The organism is Aridibaculum aurantiacum (assembly GCF_017355875.1).
Lineage (GTDB): Bacteria > Bacteroidota > Bacteroidia > Chitinophagales > Chitinophagaceae > Segetibacter > Segetibacter aurantiacus.
Map to the genome: position 1 here is coordinate 1,802,815 of NZ_JAFEWC010000001.1, position 15,676 is coordinate 1,818,490.

The 15,676-nt window shown below is 42.3% G+C and carries 15 protein-coding genes; 9 read left to right on the forward strand and 6 right to left on the reverse strand.

Going from position 1 to position 15,676, the window contains the following annotated elements; translation table 11 throughout:
• Window positions 1-179: 179 nt before the first annotated feature.
• Complete coding sequence (gene ychF / locus J4N22_RS07470; RefSeq protein ID WP_207493303.1) at window positions 180-1,280, reverse strand: redox-regulated ATPase YchF; 1,101 nt, start codon at window positions 1,278-1,280, stop codon at window positions 180-182.
• A 252-nt stretch (window positions 1,281-1,532) separates the two neighbouring features.
• Here ychF and J4N22_RS07475 point away from each other — a divergent pair, with 252 nt between their 5' ends.
• The 3 genes from J4N22_RS07475 to J4N22_RS07485 all read left to right on the forward strand — a co-directional run bounded on the left by J4N22_RS07475 (window position 1,533) and on the right by J4N22_RS07485 (window position 3,638).
• Complete coding sequence (locus J4N22_RS07475; RefSeq protein WP_207493304.1) at window positions 1,533-2,795, forward strand: nucleoside recognition domain-containing protein; 1,263 nt, start codon at window positions 1,533-1,535, stop codon at window positions 2,793-2,795.
• A 185-nt stretch (window positions 2,796-2,980) separates the two neighbouring features.
• Window positions 2,981-3,247, forward strand: a complete 267-nt coding sequence (locus J4N22_RS07480; protein ID WP_207493305.1) for a hypothetical protein — start codon at window positions 2,981-2,983, stop codon at window positions 3,245-3,247.
• A gap of 82 nt (window positions 3,248-3,329) precedes the next feature.
• Window positions 3,330-3,638 carry a peptide-methionine (R)-S-oxide reductase gene (locus J4N22_RS07485; RefSeq protein ID WP_207493306.1) on the forward strand — a complete coding sequence of 103 codons (309 nt, stop codon included), beginning with the start codon at window positions 3,330-3,332 and terminating at the stop codon, window positions 3,636-3,638.
• Window positions 3,639-3,663: 25 nt separating this feature from the next.
• Here J4N22_RS07485 and J4N22_RS07490 read toward each other — a convergent pair whose 3' ends face one another.
• Window positions 3,664-4,899, reverse strand: a complete 1,236-nt coding sequence (locus J4N22_RS07490; protein WP_242692088.1) for a DEAD/DEAH box helicase — start codon at window positions 4,897-4,899, stop codon at window positions 3,664-3,666.
• Between the two features lie 375 nt (window positions 4,900-5,274).
• Window positions 5,275-7,881, reverse strand: a complete 2,607-nt coding sequence (locus J4N22_RS07495) for a TonB-dependent receptor (protein ID WP_207493308.1) — start codon at window positions 7,879-7,881, stop codon at window positions 5,275-5,277.
• 131 nt (window positions 7,882-8,012) lie between these two features.
• Here J4N22_RS07495 and J4N22_RS07500 point away from each other — a divergent pair, with 131 nt between their 5' ends.
• Window positions 8,013-8,192: a hypothetical protein gene (locus J4N22_RS07500; RefSeq protein ID WP_207493309.1), complete on the forward strand. Its 180-nt coding sequence runs from the start codon at window positions 8,013-8,015 to the stop codon at window positions 8,190-8,192.
• Between the two features lie 40 nt (window positions 8,193-8,232).
• On the opposite strand, the gene J4N22_RS07505 is transcribed toward J4N22_RS07500, so the two are convergent.
• The 3 genes from J4N22_RS07505 to J4N22_RS07515 form a co-directional block, all read right to left on the reverse strand.
• Window positions 8,233-9,666 (reverse strand): PQQ-dependent sugar dehydrogenase, encoded by a 1,434-nt coding sequence (locus tag J4N22_RS07505; protein ID WP_207493310.1) that lies wholly within the window; start codon window positions 9,664-9,666, stop codon window positions 8,233-8,235.
• A 296-nt stretch (window positions 9,667-9,962) separates the two neighbouring features.
• Entirely contained in the window at window positions 9,963-10,397 is a 435-nt protein-coding gene (locus tag J4N22_RS07510; protein WP_207493311.1) for a response regulator, read from the reverse strand.
• A gap of 22 nt (window positions 10,398-10,419) precedes the next feature.
• Window positions 10,420-10,680, reverse strand: a complete 261-nt coding sequence (locus J4N22_RS07515) for a hypothetical protein (protein ID WP_207493312.1) — start codon at window positions 10,678-10,680, stop codon at window positions 10,420-10,422.
• A 293-nt stretch (window positions 10,681-10,973) separates the two neighbouring features.
• Here J4N22_RS07515 and J4N22_RS07520 point away from each other — a divergent pair, with 293 nt between their 5' ends.
• The 5 genes from J4N22_RS07520 (at window position 10,974) to J4N22_RS07540 (ending at window position 15,608) form a co-directional block, all read left to right on the forward strand.
• Window positions 10,974-12,176 carry an MFS transporter gene (locus J4N22_RS07520; protein WP_207493313.1) on the forward strand — a complete coding sequence of 401 codons (1,203 nt, stop codon included), beginning with the start codon at window positions 10,974-10,976 and terminating at the stop codon, window positions 12,174-12,176.
• 280 nt (window positions 12,177-12,456) lie between these two features.
• A complete protein-coding gene (pdhA, locus tag J4N22_RS07525; RefSeq protein WP_207493314.1) occupies window positions 12,457-13,452 on the forward strand; it encodes a pyruvate dehydrogenase (acetyl-transferring) E1 component subunit alpha in 996 nt (331 codons plus the stop codon).
• Between the two features lie 65 nt (window positions 13,453-13,517).
• Window positions 13,518-14,210 (forward strand): tetratricopeptide repeat protein, encoded by a 693-nt coding sequence (locus J4N22_RS07530; RefSeq protein WP_207493315.1) that lies wholly within the window; start codon window positions 13,518-13,520, stop codon window positions 14,208-14,210.
• Window positions 14,210-14,686, forward strand: coding sequence for a 6,7-dimethyl-8-ribityllumazine synthase (ribH, locus tag J4N22_RS07535; RefSeq protein WP_207493316.1), 477 nt, complete (start codon window positions 14,210-14,212; stop codon window positions 14,684-14,686). Before J4N22_RS07530 ends, ribH begins: the two co-directional genes overlap by 1 nt.
• Window positions 14,687-14,888: 202 nt before the next feature.
• On the forward strand, window positions 14,889-15,608 hold the full coding sequence (locus tag J4N22_RS07540; protein ID WP_207493317.1) for a (Fe-S)-binding protein: 720 nt from the start codon (window positions 14,889-14,891) through the stop codon (window positions 15,606-15,608).
• Window positions 15,609-15,676: the final 68 nt, after the last annotated feature.

The window sequence follows — 15,676 nt, forward strand, 5'->3', positions numbered from 1 at the left end:
TTTATTGATTAATTAGAAAGGGCGGGAACTGTGTTTAAGGCAAAAAACTTATGCCACTATACCAGTGTTTTACTATTGTACAATAAACCTTTAAGTTGATTGAACTATAAAAGAGCAAACAGGTGCAAACAAAAAAGCAGCCGGTTTGCGGCTGCTTATAAAGATGAATATCGATCTATTTATACATTGAAGCGGAAGTGCATGATGTCTCCATCTTCTACCAGGTATTCTTTCCCTTGAACAGCAAGCTTACCATTATCGCGACAAGCAGCTTCAGAACCATATTTTACAAAGTCATCGTACTTGATAACTTCCGCACGAATGAAACCTTTTTCAAAATCAGTATGAATAACACCTGCAGCCTGCGGTGCAAGCATACCTTTGGTAATGGTCCAAGCTCTTACTTCCTGCACACCTGCAGTAAAATAGGTAGCAAGGTTTAGCAGGCGGTAAGTTGATTTGATTAAACGAGCCACACCACTTTCACTCAAGCCCATATCTTCTAAAAACAACTGCCTGTCTTCGTAGCTCTCCATTACTGCTATCTCACTTTCTATAGCTGCACTTACCAGTAAAATTTCTGCTTCTTCACCTTTAACAGCTTCTTTTACAGCTTCTGTATGTTTGTTTCCTGAAACAACGCTTTTCTCATCTACGTTACATACATATATCACAGGCTTGCTGGTAAGTAAAAACAGGTCGCCAAAATGCTTCTCTTTATCTTCTGGTGATACTTCAAAACCACGGGCATTTTTACCTTGCTCCATGTATGCCTTCAGTTGTTTTACCAGCTCCAGGCCACGCAACATTTCTTTATCACCCTGCTTCGATAGCTTTTCGTTCTTAGCAATCTTTTTATCAATTGTCTCCAGGTCTTTCAGCTGCAGTTCGGTATCAATAATCTCTTTATCTCTTACAGGATTTACATTACCATCCACATGTATCACGTTGTCATCTTCAAAGCAACGCAGTACGTGAATGATAGCATCGGTGCTTCTGATGTTTCCCAAAAATTGGTTACCTAATCCTTCGCCTTTGCTTGCACCTTTTACCAGTCCTGCTATGTCTACTATTTCTACAGTAGCGGGCACCACGCGCTGTGGGTTTACCAGTTTTTCAAGCGTTATCAGGCGCTCATCGGGTACAGTGATAACACCTATGTTTGGTTCTATTGTACAAAAAGGAAAATTTGCAGCAACTGCTTTTGCATTGCTCAATGCGTTGAAGAGTGTTGATTTACCAACATTAGGTAATCCCACTATCCCGGCTTGTAAACCCATTTCTAAAAGAGATTTTTGATTTCAGATTGCAGCCAGCTGCTAAAACAGCCAACTGCATTTAAGCGCGCAAAAGTAGGTATTGAAGGTGAGAAATGACAATCGCTTTAAATGTTTAGCGTTTCGTGTTCCGGCTGTACTGCCAGTAATAAATTTTCCGGTGATAGTACATCAGGCTCTTTTTCAATAAAGTTGTATGTTGTAGCCGCATCACCTGATCGGCAAATACTACTAACACAACAAGACCGCGCACCTATGGCTCTAAACTATGTCTGGCTTTTCTTCTTCTTAATTTCATTTGTGGTGGCTTTGGTTAAGCTGTTCTTGCCGGCTTCCATGGGTGGCGATATCCAGATTTTTTCCAAACTACTTACTGGTGTTTTTGATAGTGCAAAAACAGGATTTGATATATCTATTGGATTGGTAGGAATGATGACGCTGTGGCTGGGCATTATGAAAATAGGAGAGCGGGCAGGCATGATTGATATTTTTGCACGTGCTGTACAGCCCTTTTTTAAAGTATTGTTTCCGGGTGTTCCCAAAGATCATCCTGCCAATGGCAGCGTGATGATGAATTTTTCCGCAAACATGCTGGGGCTGGATAACGCAGCCACTCCACTTGGGTTGAAGGCGATGAAAGAACTGCAGGAGATAAATCCTACTAAGGATACTGCCAGTAATGCCCAGGTAATGTTTTTGGTACTGAATACTGCAGGCATTACCATTATACCCACATCCGTTATTGCCATACGCCAGTCTATGGCTATAGAACAAGGATTGCAAGGTTTCAATGCTGCTGATATATTCCTGCCTACGCTCATCGTCACATTTATTTCGTTTGTGGCAGGGATGGCATTAGTAGCTTTTTACCAGCGTATCAATCTTTTCAAACTGCCGGTGCTGGTGTTTTTATTAGGCTTTGGTGGACTGATGGTAGGAGCATATACATGGCTTAAGCAGTTCCCGCCGGAGCAGATGGCCATATACATTGGCATGCTCGGAAGCCTCATCATCTTTTCTATTATCATTTCTTTCCTGGTGCTAGGTATGGTAAAGCGGGTAAACGTTTACGATGCATTTATAGAAGGCGCTAAAGAAGGTTTTGGTGTAGCCATTACCATCATTCCTTACCTGGTAGCTATACTGGTTGCCATCAGTGCGTTTCGCACAACAGGATGCATGGATTACCTGGTGCTTGGTATCGGTAATCTTGTTGCTGCTGTAGGTTTAAATACTGATTTTGTACCTGCCTTGCCCGTTGGTTTTATGAAGCCGCTTAGTGGCGGTGGCGCAAGAGGATTGATGGTAGATGTGATGAAAACATATGGTGTAGACAGTTTCCAGGGAAAGCTGGCCGCTATCATACAAGGATCTACTGAAACAACTTTTTATGTACTGGCTGTGTACTTCGGCAGCGTGAACATTAAAAAAGCCCGCCATGCCCTGGTGTGTGGATTATTTGCCGATTTTGTGGCACTGGTTGTTGCTATCATCATAGCTTATATGTTCTTCAAATGACCTGGGGTTAAAACTTTCATATATTCTTTATTGGCAGCACCCGCTTCTTCTCATTGTAATGCAGAAGGTTATGAACTTGTTCCATATTTCCATGTTCTTTCATGCCGTAACGAAAAGGGCTGGCAACTTCTTTGATTGCAATAGAGGAAGTACAAATGATTTTTACAGAAATAAATCTTAAACGCATGGCAACAGATAATGAAAACAGGCAAGGACAAGGTGGTACAGGGGGAGCAGAGCAAACCGGCGGCAATCGCGATGAGCAAAAGAGCCCACTGGCATCCATTGATGAAGGTCAAAAGCAGGACATAGCTAACCAGGCTGGTGTGGATGAAAATATGATTGCAGATGTGGCAGACACTGGTGCACTAAGTGGAAGAGATGATGCCTCTGGTGGCACAGGAGAGGGTATGGAAAATACGAGTAGCAATGAAGGCACTGATAGAATGTAGCAGTGCCAGTTTTTGGGTTTAGATGGCTAATGCGGGTGGGCAGTTGCTGCTTGCCCGCTTTTTTATTTAGAAGATTGTATACATGTTTCACCTGATCATTGATATTGATGAAAATAAAGATGCTGCAGGAGTATATGGATGTTCCAATTGTGGGGCAACATTGTTTACCGCAAAAAGCCGCTTCAATGCAGGTTGCGGTTTCCCCAGTTTCTACCAGCATATAGAGGATCATGTTGTATTTAAGCCTTTAGATACCTATGGCAGGCACAGGATCCAGTTGCTGTGCAGGAGCTGTGGGCAGCACCTTGGTCATCTTTTCAAACATGCTTCCACACCTACCAAAGTTCGATATTGTATAAACGAAAAAACCATCAGCTATTTGAATAACTGATGGCTTCTTTATAACATTAGAAAGATTACGCGTGCTGCGGTCTCATGGTTGAGGTACGGCGGTCGTCTCTTCTAAAATTGTTTCTCTGGTTAGGACGCTGTGCAGGGCGCTGCATATTTTGCTGGCTATGTCCCTGTGGTCTTAACTGCAGGTGAAAAGGTTGATCTTCAATCACAGGAATTGTCCTTGCGATCACCTTCTGGATGTCGCGCAGGTAAGCTCTTTCTTCTGCATCGCAAAAAGATAAAGCTATACCGCTGGCACCAGCACGGCCGGTTCTGCCAATGCGGTGAACATAAGTTTCAGGTACGTTAGGTAATTCATAATTGATCACGTGTGACAGATCATCCACATCTATTCCTCTGGCAGCAATGTCAGTAGCAACCAATACACGCAATTGTCCACCCTTGAAAAGTGTAAGTGCACGCTGTCTTGCATTCTGGGACTTGTTGCCATGGATAGCTTCTGCTTCTATGTTAGCACGTCTAAGATCTTTAACTACTTTATCGGCACCATGCTTTGTACGTGTAAACACAAGTGCAGAAACGATGCTCTCATCTTTTAGAAGATGCAAAAGCAGATCTTTCTTACTTCCTTTGTCTACATGGTATACAGCCTGTTCTACTTTTTCAGCAGTAGACGATACTGGTGTAACCTCTACACGCGCAGGATTATGAAGTATAGTGCTTGCAAGTGTTGCAATTTCTGGTGGCATAGTAGCAGAGAAGAATAATGTTTGACGCTTGGCAGGTAGTTTTGCAATGGTCTTTTTTACATCGTGTATAAAGCCCATGTCAAGCATTCTGTCTGCTTCATCTAAAACAAATATATCTATCTGTGAAAGGTTGATATATCCTTGCGTTACCAGGTCAAGTAATCTGCCAGGGGTAGCTATCAGTACATCAACACCATTCCGTAAAGCATTTACCTGGTGTACTTGTGAAACGCCACCAAAGACCACCAAATGGCTGATGCCGGTGTTTCTGCCATAAGCAGCAAAACTTTCATCTATCTGTATAGCCAGTTCGCGGGTTGGCGTAAGAATAAGTGCTTTAATTGCACGTGATCCACGGTTTGCACTTTTTTGCTGATGCAAAATTTGTAAAACAGGAATAGCAAATGCTGCTGTTTTACCCGTGCCTGTTTGAGCGCAACCTAAAAGGTCCTGCCTGTTGAGCACATATGGAATAGCTTGTTGTTGTATAGGAGTAGGATGTGTATATCCTTCGGTTTTGAGCGCACTTAATATGGGCTCGATCAAATTCAGATTTTCGAATAACAATTGAAAATTATTAAAATGGTACAGCCTGCACAATACATGAAGACTGATTGTATATACTGGTCAAATGGGTTGACCAAATGAAACTTTAAAGGAGAAGGAAGTTTATCAGGTCTGCTAAGAGAGCGTATATGAATGCAGCGAAGATAATGTAATCTGGCTGCCGTTGTTGTTGTTGTGTGAAGTATAGATGAAAATTATTGTTTAATTGTGAGTATGCATGCACAATATCAACTACTCTCTTGCCTGCGTTTAGCAGAAGATTGGTAACCATAAGAACGACATAAGTATCTAAAAAAACAAAGGCTGAAGCTTTAAGCTCCAGCCATTCGATCCTCTAAATATCAGTTGTCTTTACTATAGTTTCAGTCCTATACGTGCAAAATAAAATGCTCCGCCAAATCCCATTTGCACTGCATCCCACATACCACCGCTTTCTGTTAAACCTGGGTCCTGGTGGGTAGGGTATACATCAAATATGTTGCTGCCACCAACGGTAATGGTAATGTTTTTTGTTGCTTTGTAGCCAACTGAAATATCTGTAGTCAACCTGCTTGAGTAATGATCGAGTTGATCATCCCAGTTTCTTATATGTATGCTGGAAAAATGATTGAAACGCAGCAGCAGGTTTAGCTTGTTTACTTCATAGTCGAAGCTAAGGTTCGCCTTGCTCTTTGGTGCTGAAGCCAACAGGAAAGACTGTTCGCGTACGCCAAAATAAACATCTTCTTTTCCTTTAAGCAGGTTAGTTGTTTTTACGTTTCTGATCTCCATGTCGTTCACATTGCCGGCCAACGTTGTATTCAATCTTCCTTTGCCTATTGGCCAGAAGTGTGTTGCTATCAGGTCAATACCCTTCGTACGAGTATCCACTGCATTGGTAAAAAACTGTGCTGCACCAACATTAAGAGATGTTAGTATGCTGCCTATCTTATCATCACTTTCATCAAAGGCGCCTGTCAATACTATCCTGTCTTTGATGCTTACATAATAACCATCTACAGTAAGAGAGAAATTTTTTGTTCTTGCAGTGAAGCCTGTTCCAATATTTACAGAACGTTCCTGTTTTAGTGGTGGTATACCTACCCGCTGTGTAATGATGCTGTTGTTAGGAGCAATCACTTTATCTACCACGGCACCTGCGGACACATCAGTAAAGGTTGAACTAAAATTGATCTGTGGTAGCGACGGTGCCCTGAAGCCTGTGCTAACGGATGAACGCCACGAAACAGAAGGTGATAATTTCACTCGTGTAGAAAGCTTATAGTTGTGGGTAAATCCAAAGTCGCTATAGTTTTCTAAACGGATAGCTCCTGTAATGAGGAAGTTCCTGGTAACATCCAGTTCGCCATCTATATAAGCACCCAGGTTGTTACGTCCACTGTTGGTCTCGTCTTTTGGTTGGAAACCCGGGAAGCCTTGTGATCCACCTGGGCGGTAAACCGTATCGTTGCCATTGATGCTAAAGATAACCGGGCCGTATGTTCTATAGCTTCCTTCTTCACCTGCAAAAATTTTGTACTGTTCCTGGCGGAACTCTGCGCCAAATGCAAGGTTGAAGCCGCTGGCTACGTTGCTATACGACCGTGTGAAATTGGCACTTAACACATACTGCGATAACTGGAAGCCTCCAGCATCAAAACGACGTGGTGATGCAGCTTCAAGCGAAGCATTCAAAGTTTGATCAACTATATATTGAAAGCGGTTGGTGCCGCCGGTAGCATTGAAGTCTGCATTCCACTCACCAAACTTATTGCGCACTCCAAATGACAGTGAACCATCTGTTATTCTCGATTTGATATGCGGATCAAAGCCATTGGGATAAATAGCGGTTACATTTCTTTCGCTTTCAGCATCACGTGTCCATGCAAAAGCATCACCTCGCCTGAGGTTAAGACCACCAAAGCTGTAAAAGGTGGCGCTTCCGGTAGAAGGAAAGAGGCTGTTGTAATAGATACTTCCATTAGTGAGCGACATGTCACCAAACTGGTTGCGGTAGCTGTCCGGGTACAGCGTAGTATAATTAGGACGATGGGTCTTTGCTTTCGTTAATATATCTCCAGTCACATTCAAAAAGCCATTGTTCTTGATGCTCCAGCCATAGTTCACGTTTGCATTTACTTGTTCTCCGTCCATGGTATTTGCTATCACCTTTCCTTTGGATGAGTTCAGCGAGCTGCCATAGCCTGTGATGTTTGCACCTGTCATCACATTTGCGGCAAGTTGGTTGGTGCTGCTTTTTAAAACGATATTGATAACACCTGCTATCGCGTCTGATCCGTATTGCGCACTTGCTCCTTCTCTTAATATCTCTATACGTTCAATAGCTGCGGCTGGTATAGCATTTAGATCAGTTCCTGTATTACCGCGGCCTCGGGTTCCATAAATATTTACAAGCGAGCTTTGGTGCCTGCGTTTGCCGTTTACCAGTACCAATGTTTGATCAGGTCCCAATCCACGCAAAGTTGCCGGGTCCACATGGTCTGATCCATCGGCGCCACTTTGTTTGTTAGAATTAAATGATGGTGCAACGAACTGCAGGATCTGGTTGATATCTACCTGTCCAAGTTGGTTCATCACACGTGTTACAGGAATGACATCAACAGGAGCTGCGGTCTCTGTGGCAGTTCTGCGGATGCTGCGTGTACCCACAGTTACATTGCCAAGTTCTGCAAGACTGCGCTGCATTGTAATGTTCACAGTAGAGGCAGAGGTAACTGTTATGGTTGTTGTGGCCAGTCCAACGGATGTTACTTGCAATACATCCCCGGGAGAAGCATCAATGGTAAAGTTGCCATTTGCATCGGCGACTGTTTGGCGGTTGGTATTTCTTAACATCACCACAGCGTAAGGTACCGGCTCGCCCTGGTCGTTTGTCACACGGCCTGATACCGTTTGTTGCTGTGCCAATGCAAGTTGTAAAATGGTCGTCAGTAAAACGACAAATAGTAGTAGGTGTTTCATGCGTATAGTTTTTGGAGCTGGAGAAAGTTACTAATAAAGTTTAATGCTTATGTATAAAACAAAAACAGTGAGGCGAAGAATTGCGACACTTTGACTGGCGTAAGTTTTGTTTTAATAACAAAAAGTTTCTTATGAACCTGGAAAAAGAAGATCTCGCTGACGATAAAGAGTCAATGGTTGAAGAAAATCAAAGGGCAAGCGAAAGGAACCAGCAACAGGGCGAGGCTGAGATAAAGGAATACGCAGAAGTAAATCCAACACATACTGCGTTTGATGATATAGAAGAGGTAGCCAGTACGGATGATGTTTAGCATTAATAAAAAAGCAGGCTATAATGAGCCTGCTTTCTCTTTATCCTTTTACGGGCAACAGCCTAAAAATTGCTGCCGTTGGTTTTTCAACTGCTACATAGATGTATCCATTTGGGGCCATTCGTACATCTCTTAAACGGCCAATATTCTTTAGGAGAATCTCCTGCTTTATCACTTTATTATTTTCAACAGTGCACAGGTTTAAATATTTAAACCTGAGTGAACCTACCAACAAACCGTTCTTCCATTCTTTATAGCGTTTACCTGTTACCCACGCCATTCCAGATGGAGCTATAGAAGGTATCCAATACAGTAGCGGGTCAGATACGCCTTCTTTAGTGGTAAGCTTGGTCATAACCTGGCCATTGTAGTTAATGCCATACGAAGTAACTGCCCATCCATAGTTGGTAGCTGGCTTCAGGATGTTGATCTCATCGCCGCCGCGTGGGCCGTGCTCGTTGGTCCATATTTCCCCAGTTTTAGGATGTATAGCCATACCCTGCGGGTTGCGATGACCGTAAGAGTAAATAGAAGGCCTGGCTCCTGGTGTATTTACAAAAGGATTATCTGCAGGAATAGAACCATCTTCTTTTATCCTGTGCACCTTGCCAAGATCCCTTGACAGGTCTTGCGGGTTTTCCTTTTCGTTTCCGCGTTCTCCAACAGTGATGAATAAGTTGCCATCTTTACTCCATTCTAACCTGCACCCATAGTGATGTCTTGTCCGGGAGTAGGGCTGCGCTTCAAATACCTCTTTATGATCTACTAATTCATTTCCCTTTAGCACTGCTCTTGTGATAGCCGTGGTTGCCAATACACCTTTATCCGTTTTCTTCCCTTTAGAATAGGAGAGGTATACAACATTGTTCTTTTTAAAGTTTGGATGCAGTATGATGTCCATTAATCCGCCTTGTCCTTCTGCAACCACCTCTGGTACACCACCAATGGTTACAGCTTTCTTCGATTTTGAAACTCGGTAAAGCTTGCCGCCACGTTCTGTAACCAGTATATCATCGTTGGGAAGAAAAGCCATACCCCATGGCACATCTACACCAGTCAGAACCGTATCCAGTTTTATAGATAATGATTCATGTTTGTAAACATTGGATTTATTAGGCTCAGAGAATTCATAACGTTTAATGTTCTCTATACCTTTTTGCATGAACTCGACCAACTCGTTGATCTCTTTATCAGTAAAAGCTTTTTCAAAAGCCGGCATCCCTTCATCAGGATAACCATGTTTTATTGCCTTGAAAAGATCTTTGTCGGTATTGCCGTGTTTCCATCTCCTGTCAACAAAGGCATCCATTTTCTCTCCATGACAACCTGCACAGAAGTTCGCATAATTCTTTTCTGCTCTTGAGCTGTCTTGGACAATCTCCTGCGCATCAAATTTTTTGGTATGAGAAAAAAGAAAGCTGGTGCCAATTCCTAACGTAGCTATAATACAGATCGTTGCTGCAATTCGGGACATATTCGGGGTGTAACTTTTTAATAGTAAAACAAAAGCAGAGTGATTGCAATAATCCTGCTAGAAAAGCGGCAAGTTAAGGAGACATATTGTACCCTGCGAAAGCCACACAAAACTTGTAATAAGAAAAATGAGCACACAACAAGAGTAGGAGTTAGCTGGTGTCAACATCCATTACTGTTGTGCGTACTCTTTTATGTATAAAATGAACTAACTAAAACTGGTTTCGGAACAGGTAATTCGGAATAATAAGTAAAGGCAGGCATGATCCCATACCAATAATTACAACGTGAAGCCTATTATTTAGAATGAAAGCTTCGTATGCTACTTTTTACTTCTTCGGTGCAATGGTCAATGAAAATTTCAGCAATATTTTCCAGCTGTGTTACATTAATTGGCTTGGTAATGAACCCTGCATTGTATTCATAAGCAAATTGCTTCTCCCTTGGTTGGTTAGAAGTAGTGAACAGAAGAATAGGCACTTTTACAAAGGCTGGATTCTTTCTTATGCTCACTAGCGTATCCTTACCATCAAGAATTGGCATATTGATATCTAAAATAATCAAGCAAGGTTTGGCTACATCTTCAGGCAGGCCTTGTAAAAAACTTAATACTTCTAATCCGTTAGAAAAAGTTAGGAGCTCTACTTTGGGGTGATTGGCAAATACTTCTGTTATCAACGTAAGATCATCTACATCATCATCTGCATACAATACAAGATGCTTGTTTTTCATATTTTAAGGGTTTAAACAAGAGTTATTGAAGGGTTTCGGTTATGAATTCACTTATGTTGACCTGATCAATGAAGCTGCCGATTTTGGCAGGGTCATCAATGAGAACATATTTTTCTATCGCTTTTCTATAAGCTGTATAATGAACAGCCACATAAAATGTATTTAGCTGGTAAAGAGTTATAATGCTTTCGCCATGCATCGCTTTACCAATGTATACGCCATCTTCCCTAAGAATGTCTGCTTTCAGTCCGTTTTCAAGGTTAGCAAAATTCCGCTTCGTCATCTTCTTCTATTTTTTCCCCGCTGCAAAGCTACGTTTCAAGATAGATAGGATGCAACTTTAGAATCCACATTTGAAAAATGAGCATGCTTGATTATCAATTAGTTATAATTTTGCTTTTGCTGTTTTTGCTGTATATTAAATTTAAGCAGATGTATAATGCCTTCTTACAGCTAATATGATATTGCTGTAAAAAGCTTCATCTAAGTGAGTTAATGGAAGCATTCTCAACAAGTGAATTAAGAAATATCAGCACCATTTGATTCCTTTCTTCAACCTTTGCCGCTTTTCGTTTTATGGACAAATCACCGGGGATCAAACAAAACCTTCCGCAGTTTCTTTTGCTGTTATGCGTTACTGCATTTGTTGGAGGCATGGTAGGCATGGAAAGGTCGTTATTGCCAAAGCTGGCCACCACCGAGTTTGGTATAGAGTCGAAAACGGCAATATTCTCTTTCATTGTAGCATTTGGAATAAGTAAGGCCATTTCAAATTACATGGCGGGCAGGTTGAGTAACCAGTATGGCCGCCGCCGGTTGCTGATCTTTGGATGGTTGTTCGCTTTGCCGGTTCCGTGGATCCTGATGTATGCACCTAACTGGAACTGGATAATTTTCGCCAACGTCCTGCTTGGCATCAACCAGGGGATCGCCTGGTCGAGCACGCTGGTCATGAAAATTGATCTTGCTGAAGATAAAAATCGCGGACTTGCAGTTGGATTAAATGAATTCATTGGTTACCTGGCTGTAGGACTTACTACTTTTCTTGTTGCCTACATAGCTGCCAATTATGGGCTGCGGCCATACCCGTTTTATACAGGTGTCGGTTTTTCTATTCTCGGAATTTTGCTTTCCATCTTTGCCATAAAAGATACGCGACCATTTATGCAGTCGGCCGCGGCTTTACCGGGTCCACTCATTCCGCTGAACCACGTTTTCAAAGAAACCATCTTTTTCAACCGGAACTTGAGTTCGGTGGTACAAGGAGGATTGGTAAATAACCTGAACGATGGAATGGTATGGGGACTTTACCCGCTCATTCTTACCGCCAAAGGTTTTTCACTTACCGAGATCGGGGTTATTACAGCTATTTACCCGGCCTGCTGGGGTATGGGCCAATTATTTTCCGGCAAGATTTCAGATCTCATAGGACGAAAGCCGTTATTGTATTGGGGTATGTTTTTGCAGGCGGCTACTCTTTTAATGTTTTTACAAGCTAATACTTACCAGCATTTTGTAGCGCTTTCGATTGTTTTAGGTATTGGTAAAGCGATGGTATATCCCACATTCATTGCAGCCATAGCCGATAATACACACCCTGTACAGCGCGCTGAAACTGTAGGTATTTACCGTTTTTTCCGCGATTGCGGGTATGCTATAGGTGCTGTATTAACAGGAGTTATATCCGATCTTTTAGGTGTGCCTGTTGCCGTTACGCTTGTGGGTGTTCTCACGTTGCTTTCTGGTTTTGTTATCAAGTTTAGGATGACAGCAAAATAATGTCACTGGCTAGGAAGATTTTGGAACCAGCATTTAATCCTTGATCTCACATCGTTGCTACGCTCAGTTCAACGGCAATGCTTTTATTTTACTTGCGGGTGAGTGGCTAAGCTTATCCTTGTTTATTTATTTGTAAGTTCTCTTCAGTGGTAACACAGCTAGTAATTCAGCCCATTTATAGAAAATAATACCTGCAAACGATACCGTAAAACCTGCACTAAATCTGCAATTGGCTAATTGGTACATTATCCTATATTTGCCGCTCTAAAATTCAGGCACATTGTCAACTACATTTTCTAAAGAAACCTACTTATACTGGTATGAACTAATGCAGCTCATCCGCCAGTTCGAGCTGAAAGCTGAAGAGAAATACAAAATGGCTGGTAAGATCCGTGGCTTCTTCCACGCATACGTAGGCCAGGAAGCATTAGCTGCCGGTTGTATGACTGCTACCCGCCAGGACGATCCATTCATTACAGCTTATCGTGATCACGGCTGGGCATTGGCTAAAGGCATTACCGCTAACGCGTGTATGGCCGAGCTTTACGGTAAAGCTACCGGTTGTGCTAAAGGAAAGGGTGGAAGTATGCACTTCTTTGGTGTAGAACAAAAATTCTTTGGTGGTCATGGTATTGTTGGTGCACAGATAGGTACCGGTGCAGGATTGGCTTTCGCCGAAAAATACAAAGGCACAGACAATGTGGTACTTTGTTTCTTTGGTGATGGCGCTGCTCGCCAGGGTATGCTTCACGAAACCTTCAACATGGCAATGACATGGAAGCTGCCTGTTATTTTTATTTGCGAGAACAATAACTACGCTATGGGTACTTCAATAGAACGTACCAGTAACGTAATTGATATTTATAAACTGGCTGACGCATACGATATGCCGGGAGATATGGTGGATGGTATGAATCCAGAGCCAGTTCACCAGGCGGTAGAACGTGCGGTAAAAAGAGCAAGAGAAGGCGGTGGCCCTACTTTGCTTGAAATGAAAACCTATCGTTACAAAGGTCACTCTATAAGTGATCCTCAGAAGTATCGTCGTAAAGAAGAGTTGGAAGAGTACAAAGAGAAAGATCCAATTGTAATGGTAGCTAAGAAGATCCTGGAAGAGCAATATGCTACACAGGAAGAACTGGATGCTATCGATGCAAGAATTAATGAAGTGGTAGAAGAGAGCGTAAGATTTGCAGAAGAAAGTCCTTGGCCAGATGATAGCGAAGTGCTGAAAGATGTTTACGTAGATGAAAACTATCCTTTCATAGTAGATTAATTTTTTATAAAATGGCCACCACAAGTGGCGCCTAACACACCCTCTAAAAATACACCTAACATAAAATGGCTGACAATAAAGTACAGGAAGTTGAACCAAATGAGTCACTAACTTCAGTTCAAGGTTTTTGGGAAAAGAATAAGAAAGCGATCATTGGTGTTTCTGCTGCCATCATCGTTTTAGCTGCTGGTTGGTTGGCTTATAAACATCTTGTAAAAGAACCAAATAATGCACGCGCTGCAGAAGCAATGTTCAAAGCAGAAGAGTTCTTCCGCAACGACAGCCTTGATCTTGCTTTGAATGGCAATGGCCAGTACAAGGGTTTCTTACACATCATCAACAATTTTGGTGGTACGCCATCTGCTAATCTTGCTCATTATTATGCAGGTGTTATTTACCTGAAAAAGCAAGACTTCAACAATGCTGTAAAGCACCTGAAAAATTTTACTACCGATGCTGACCAGGTACAGATGATAGCTTATGGTAAACTGGGTGATGCTTATAGCGAACAAGGAAAGAAAGAGGAAGCTGTAGAGCAATACAAAAAAGCTGGTAAGCATTTTCCTGAAGACGAGGTTAACTCATCTGAATTCCTTTTCCGTGCTGGTTACCTGCTGGAAAGCATGGGCAAGAACCAGGAAGCGGTAGATGTGTACAAGCAGATCAAGCAAAAATATCCTCGGACTGAAAAAGGATTTTCTATTGATAAATACATTTATCGTTTGAGTATCGAGAAAAATGACTTTAGCGTAAAATAATGGCTACAAAAGGAAATACATCATTGATCAGAGGCATCCCAACAATTGCGGATGCCTTTGTTGTTATTGTAAAAACGGAATGGAACGCACACATCATCGACAGGCTTGAGAAAGGCTGTCGCAAAGTGTTGAAAGCTGCAGGCGTTAAGAGCAAAACTGTTGTTGTGCCCGGTGCATTTGAAATTCCATTTGCGGTAAAAGCACATGCTGCTTCTGCCAAACCTGCTGACGCTTATATAACATTGGGTGCAGTGGTTCGTGGCGATACGCCCCATTTTGATTATGTATGTAAAGGCGTAACGGATGGTGTGATGCAGCTAAATCTTTCTCTTGAAGCACCCGTTATTTTTGGTGTGCTGACAGTAGATAATGAACAGCAGGCTATGGAGCGTGTAGGTGGCGTACATGGCCATAAAGGTGAAGAAGCTGCTATCACAGCTATAAAAATGATATCGCTGAAGCGAAGCATGAAGTAATTTGTGGACCAGGCAGTAGTGCTGCTATGTAGCAGCCGTTGCGTCGCACACTTGTACTGATAGTCGTTGATCATCTACTGGAGCTGCAAAGCTGCTGCAACCGAAAGACGCAAAGGGAGGTGTTTTTAAAGCTTCTGTTTGTGACGCTTTATTTGTTTTTGTCTTTTTACTTACTACCTACTACTTATTACTTTCATAAAATATGAACGTACAGATATTTATCCCCTGCTTTGTAGACCAGTTATACCCGCAGACAGCCTTCAATATGGTGAAGGTGCTTGAAAAGGCTGGATGCAAAGTATCTTACAATACCAACCAAACGTGCTGCGGCCAGCCAGCTTACAATGCAGGTTTTTGGGAAGAAGCAAAAACCATTTGCACCAAGTTTATGAAAGACTTTGAGGGTGCGGATTACATTGTTACACCAAGTGCCAGCTGTGCAGGTTTTGTAAAAAATTATTACGCAAAACTTTTCGACAATTCATCTGTTCACAATGAAGTGCTGAAGCTGGGAGAGCGAACGCATGAGTTCTCTGAGTTTCTTGTAAAAGTGCTGGGTGTTGTAGATTTTGGTGCTAAGCTTCAAGGCAAGGCAACCTATCATGATAGTTGTGCCGCACTCCGTGAATGCAAGATAAAAGCAGAGCCACGCCAACTGTTGCAGCATGTACAGGGGCTGGAGCTGGTAGAAATGGCAGATGTAGAAACCTGCTGTGGATTTGGCGGAACATTCGCTGTAAAATTTGAACCTATCAGTGTTGCCATGGCTGATCAAAAGATCAAGAATGCAATGGCAACCGGCGCTAAATATATTATCAGCACCGACCACAGTTGTATGATGCACTTTGGCGGCTACGCAAAAAACAAAGGCTATGAACTACAGACCATGCATATAGCTGATGTGCTGGCAAGTGGATGGTAGGGTAAGTTGAAAGTCAAAAGTCAAAAGTCAAAATCTTGAACTTTTGATTACTGATCGAGATGATGCAC

Bases quoted from the DNA above. Each gene is read 5' to 3' on its own strand.
- ribH (WP_207493316.1), top strand. From the start codon at position 14,210: ATGGCTACAAAAGGAAATACATCATTGATCAGAGGCATCCCAACAATT.
- J4N22_RS07475 (WP_207493304.1), top strand. From the start codon at position 1,533: ATGGCTCTAAACTATGTCTGGCTTTTCTTCTTCTTAATTTCATTTGTG.
- J4N22_RS07500 (WP_207493309.1), top strand. From the start codon at position 8,013: ATGAACCTGGAAAAAGAAGATCTCGCTGACGATAAAGAGTCAATGGTT.
- J4N22_RS07540 (WP_207493317.1), top strand. From the start codon at position 14,889: ATGAACGTACAGATATTTATCCCCTGCTTTGTAGACCAGTTATACCCG.
- J4N22_RS07495 (WP_207493308.1), bottom strand. From the start codon at position 7,881: ATGAAACACCTACTACTATTTGTCGTTTTACTGACGACCATTTTACAA.
- J4N22_RS07505 (WP_207493310.1), bottom strand. From the start codon at position 9,666: ATGTCCCGAATTGCAGCAACGATCTGTATTATAGCTACGTTAGGAATT.
- J4N22_RS07485 (WP_207493306.1), top strand. From the start codon at position 3,330: ATGTTTCACCTGATCATTGATATTGATGAAAATAAAGATGCTGCAGGA.
- J4N22_RS07510 (WP_207493311.1), bottom strand. From the start codon at position 10,397: ATGAAAAACAAGCATCTTGTATTGTATGCAGATGATGATGTAGATGAT.
- J4N22_RS07515 (WP_207493312.1), bottom strand. From the start codon at position 10,680: ATGACGAAGCGGAATTTTGCTAACCTTGAAAACGGACTGAAAGCAGAC.
- J4N22_RS07520 (WP_207493313.1), top strand. From the start codon at position 10,974: ATGGACAAATCACCGGGGATCAAACAAAACCTTCCGCAGTTTCTTTTG.
- J4N22_RS07530 (WP_207493315.1), top strand. From the start codon at position 13,518: ATGGCTGACAATAAAGTACAGGAAGTTGAACCAAATGAGTCACTAACT.
- ychF (WP_207493303.1), bottom strand. From the start codon at position 1,280: ATGGGTTTACAAGCCGGGATAGTGGGATTACCTAATGTTGGTAAATCA.
- J4N22_RS07480 (WP_207493305.1), top strand. From the start codon at position 2,981: ATGGCAACAGATAATGAAAACAGGCAAGGACAAGGTGGTACAGGGGGA.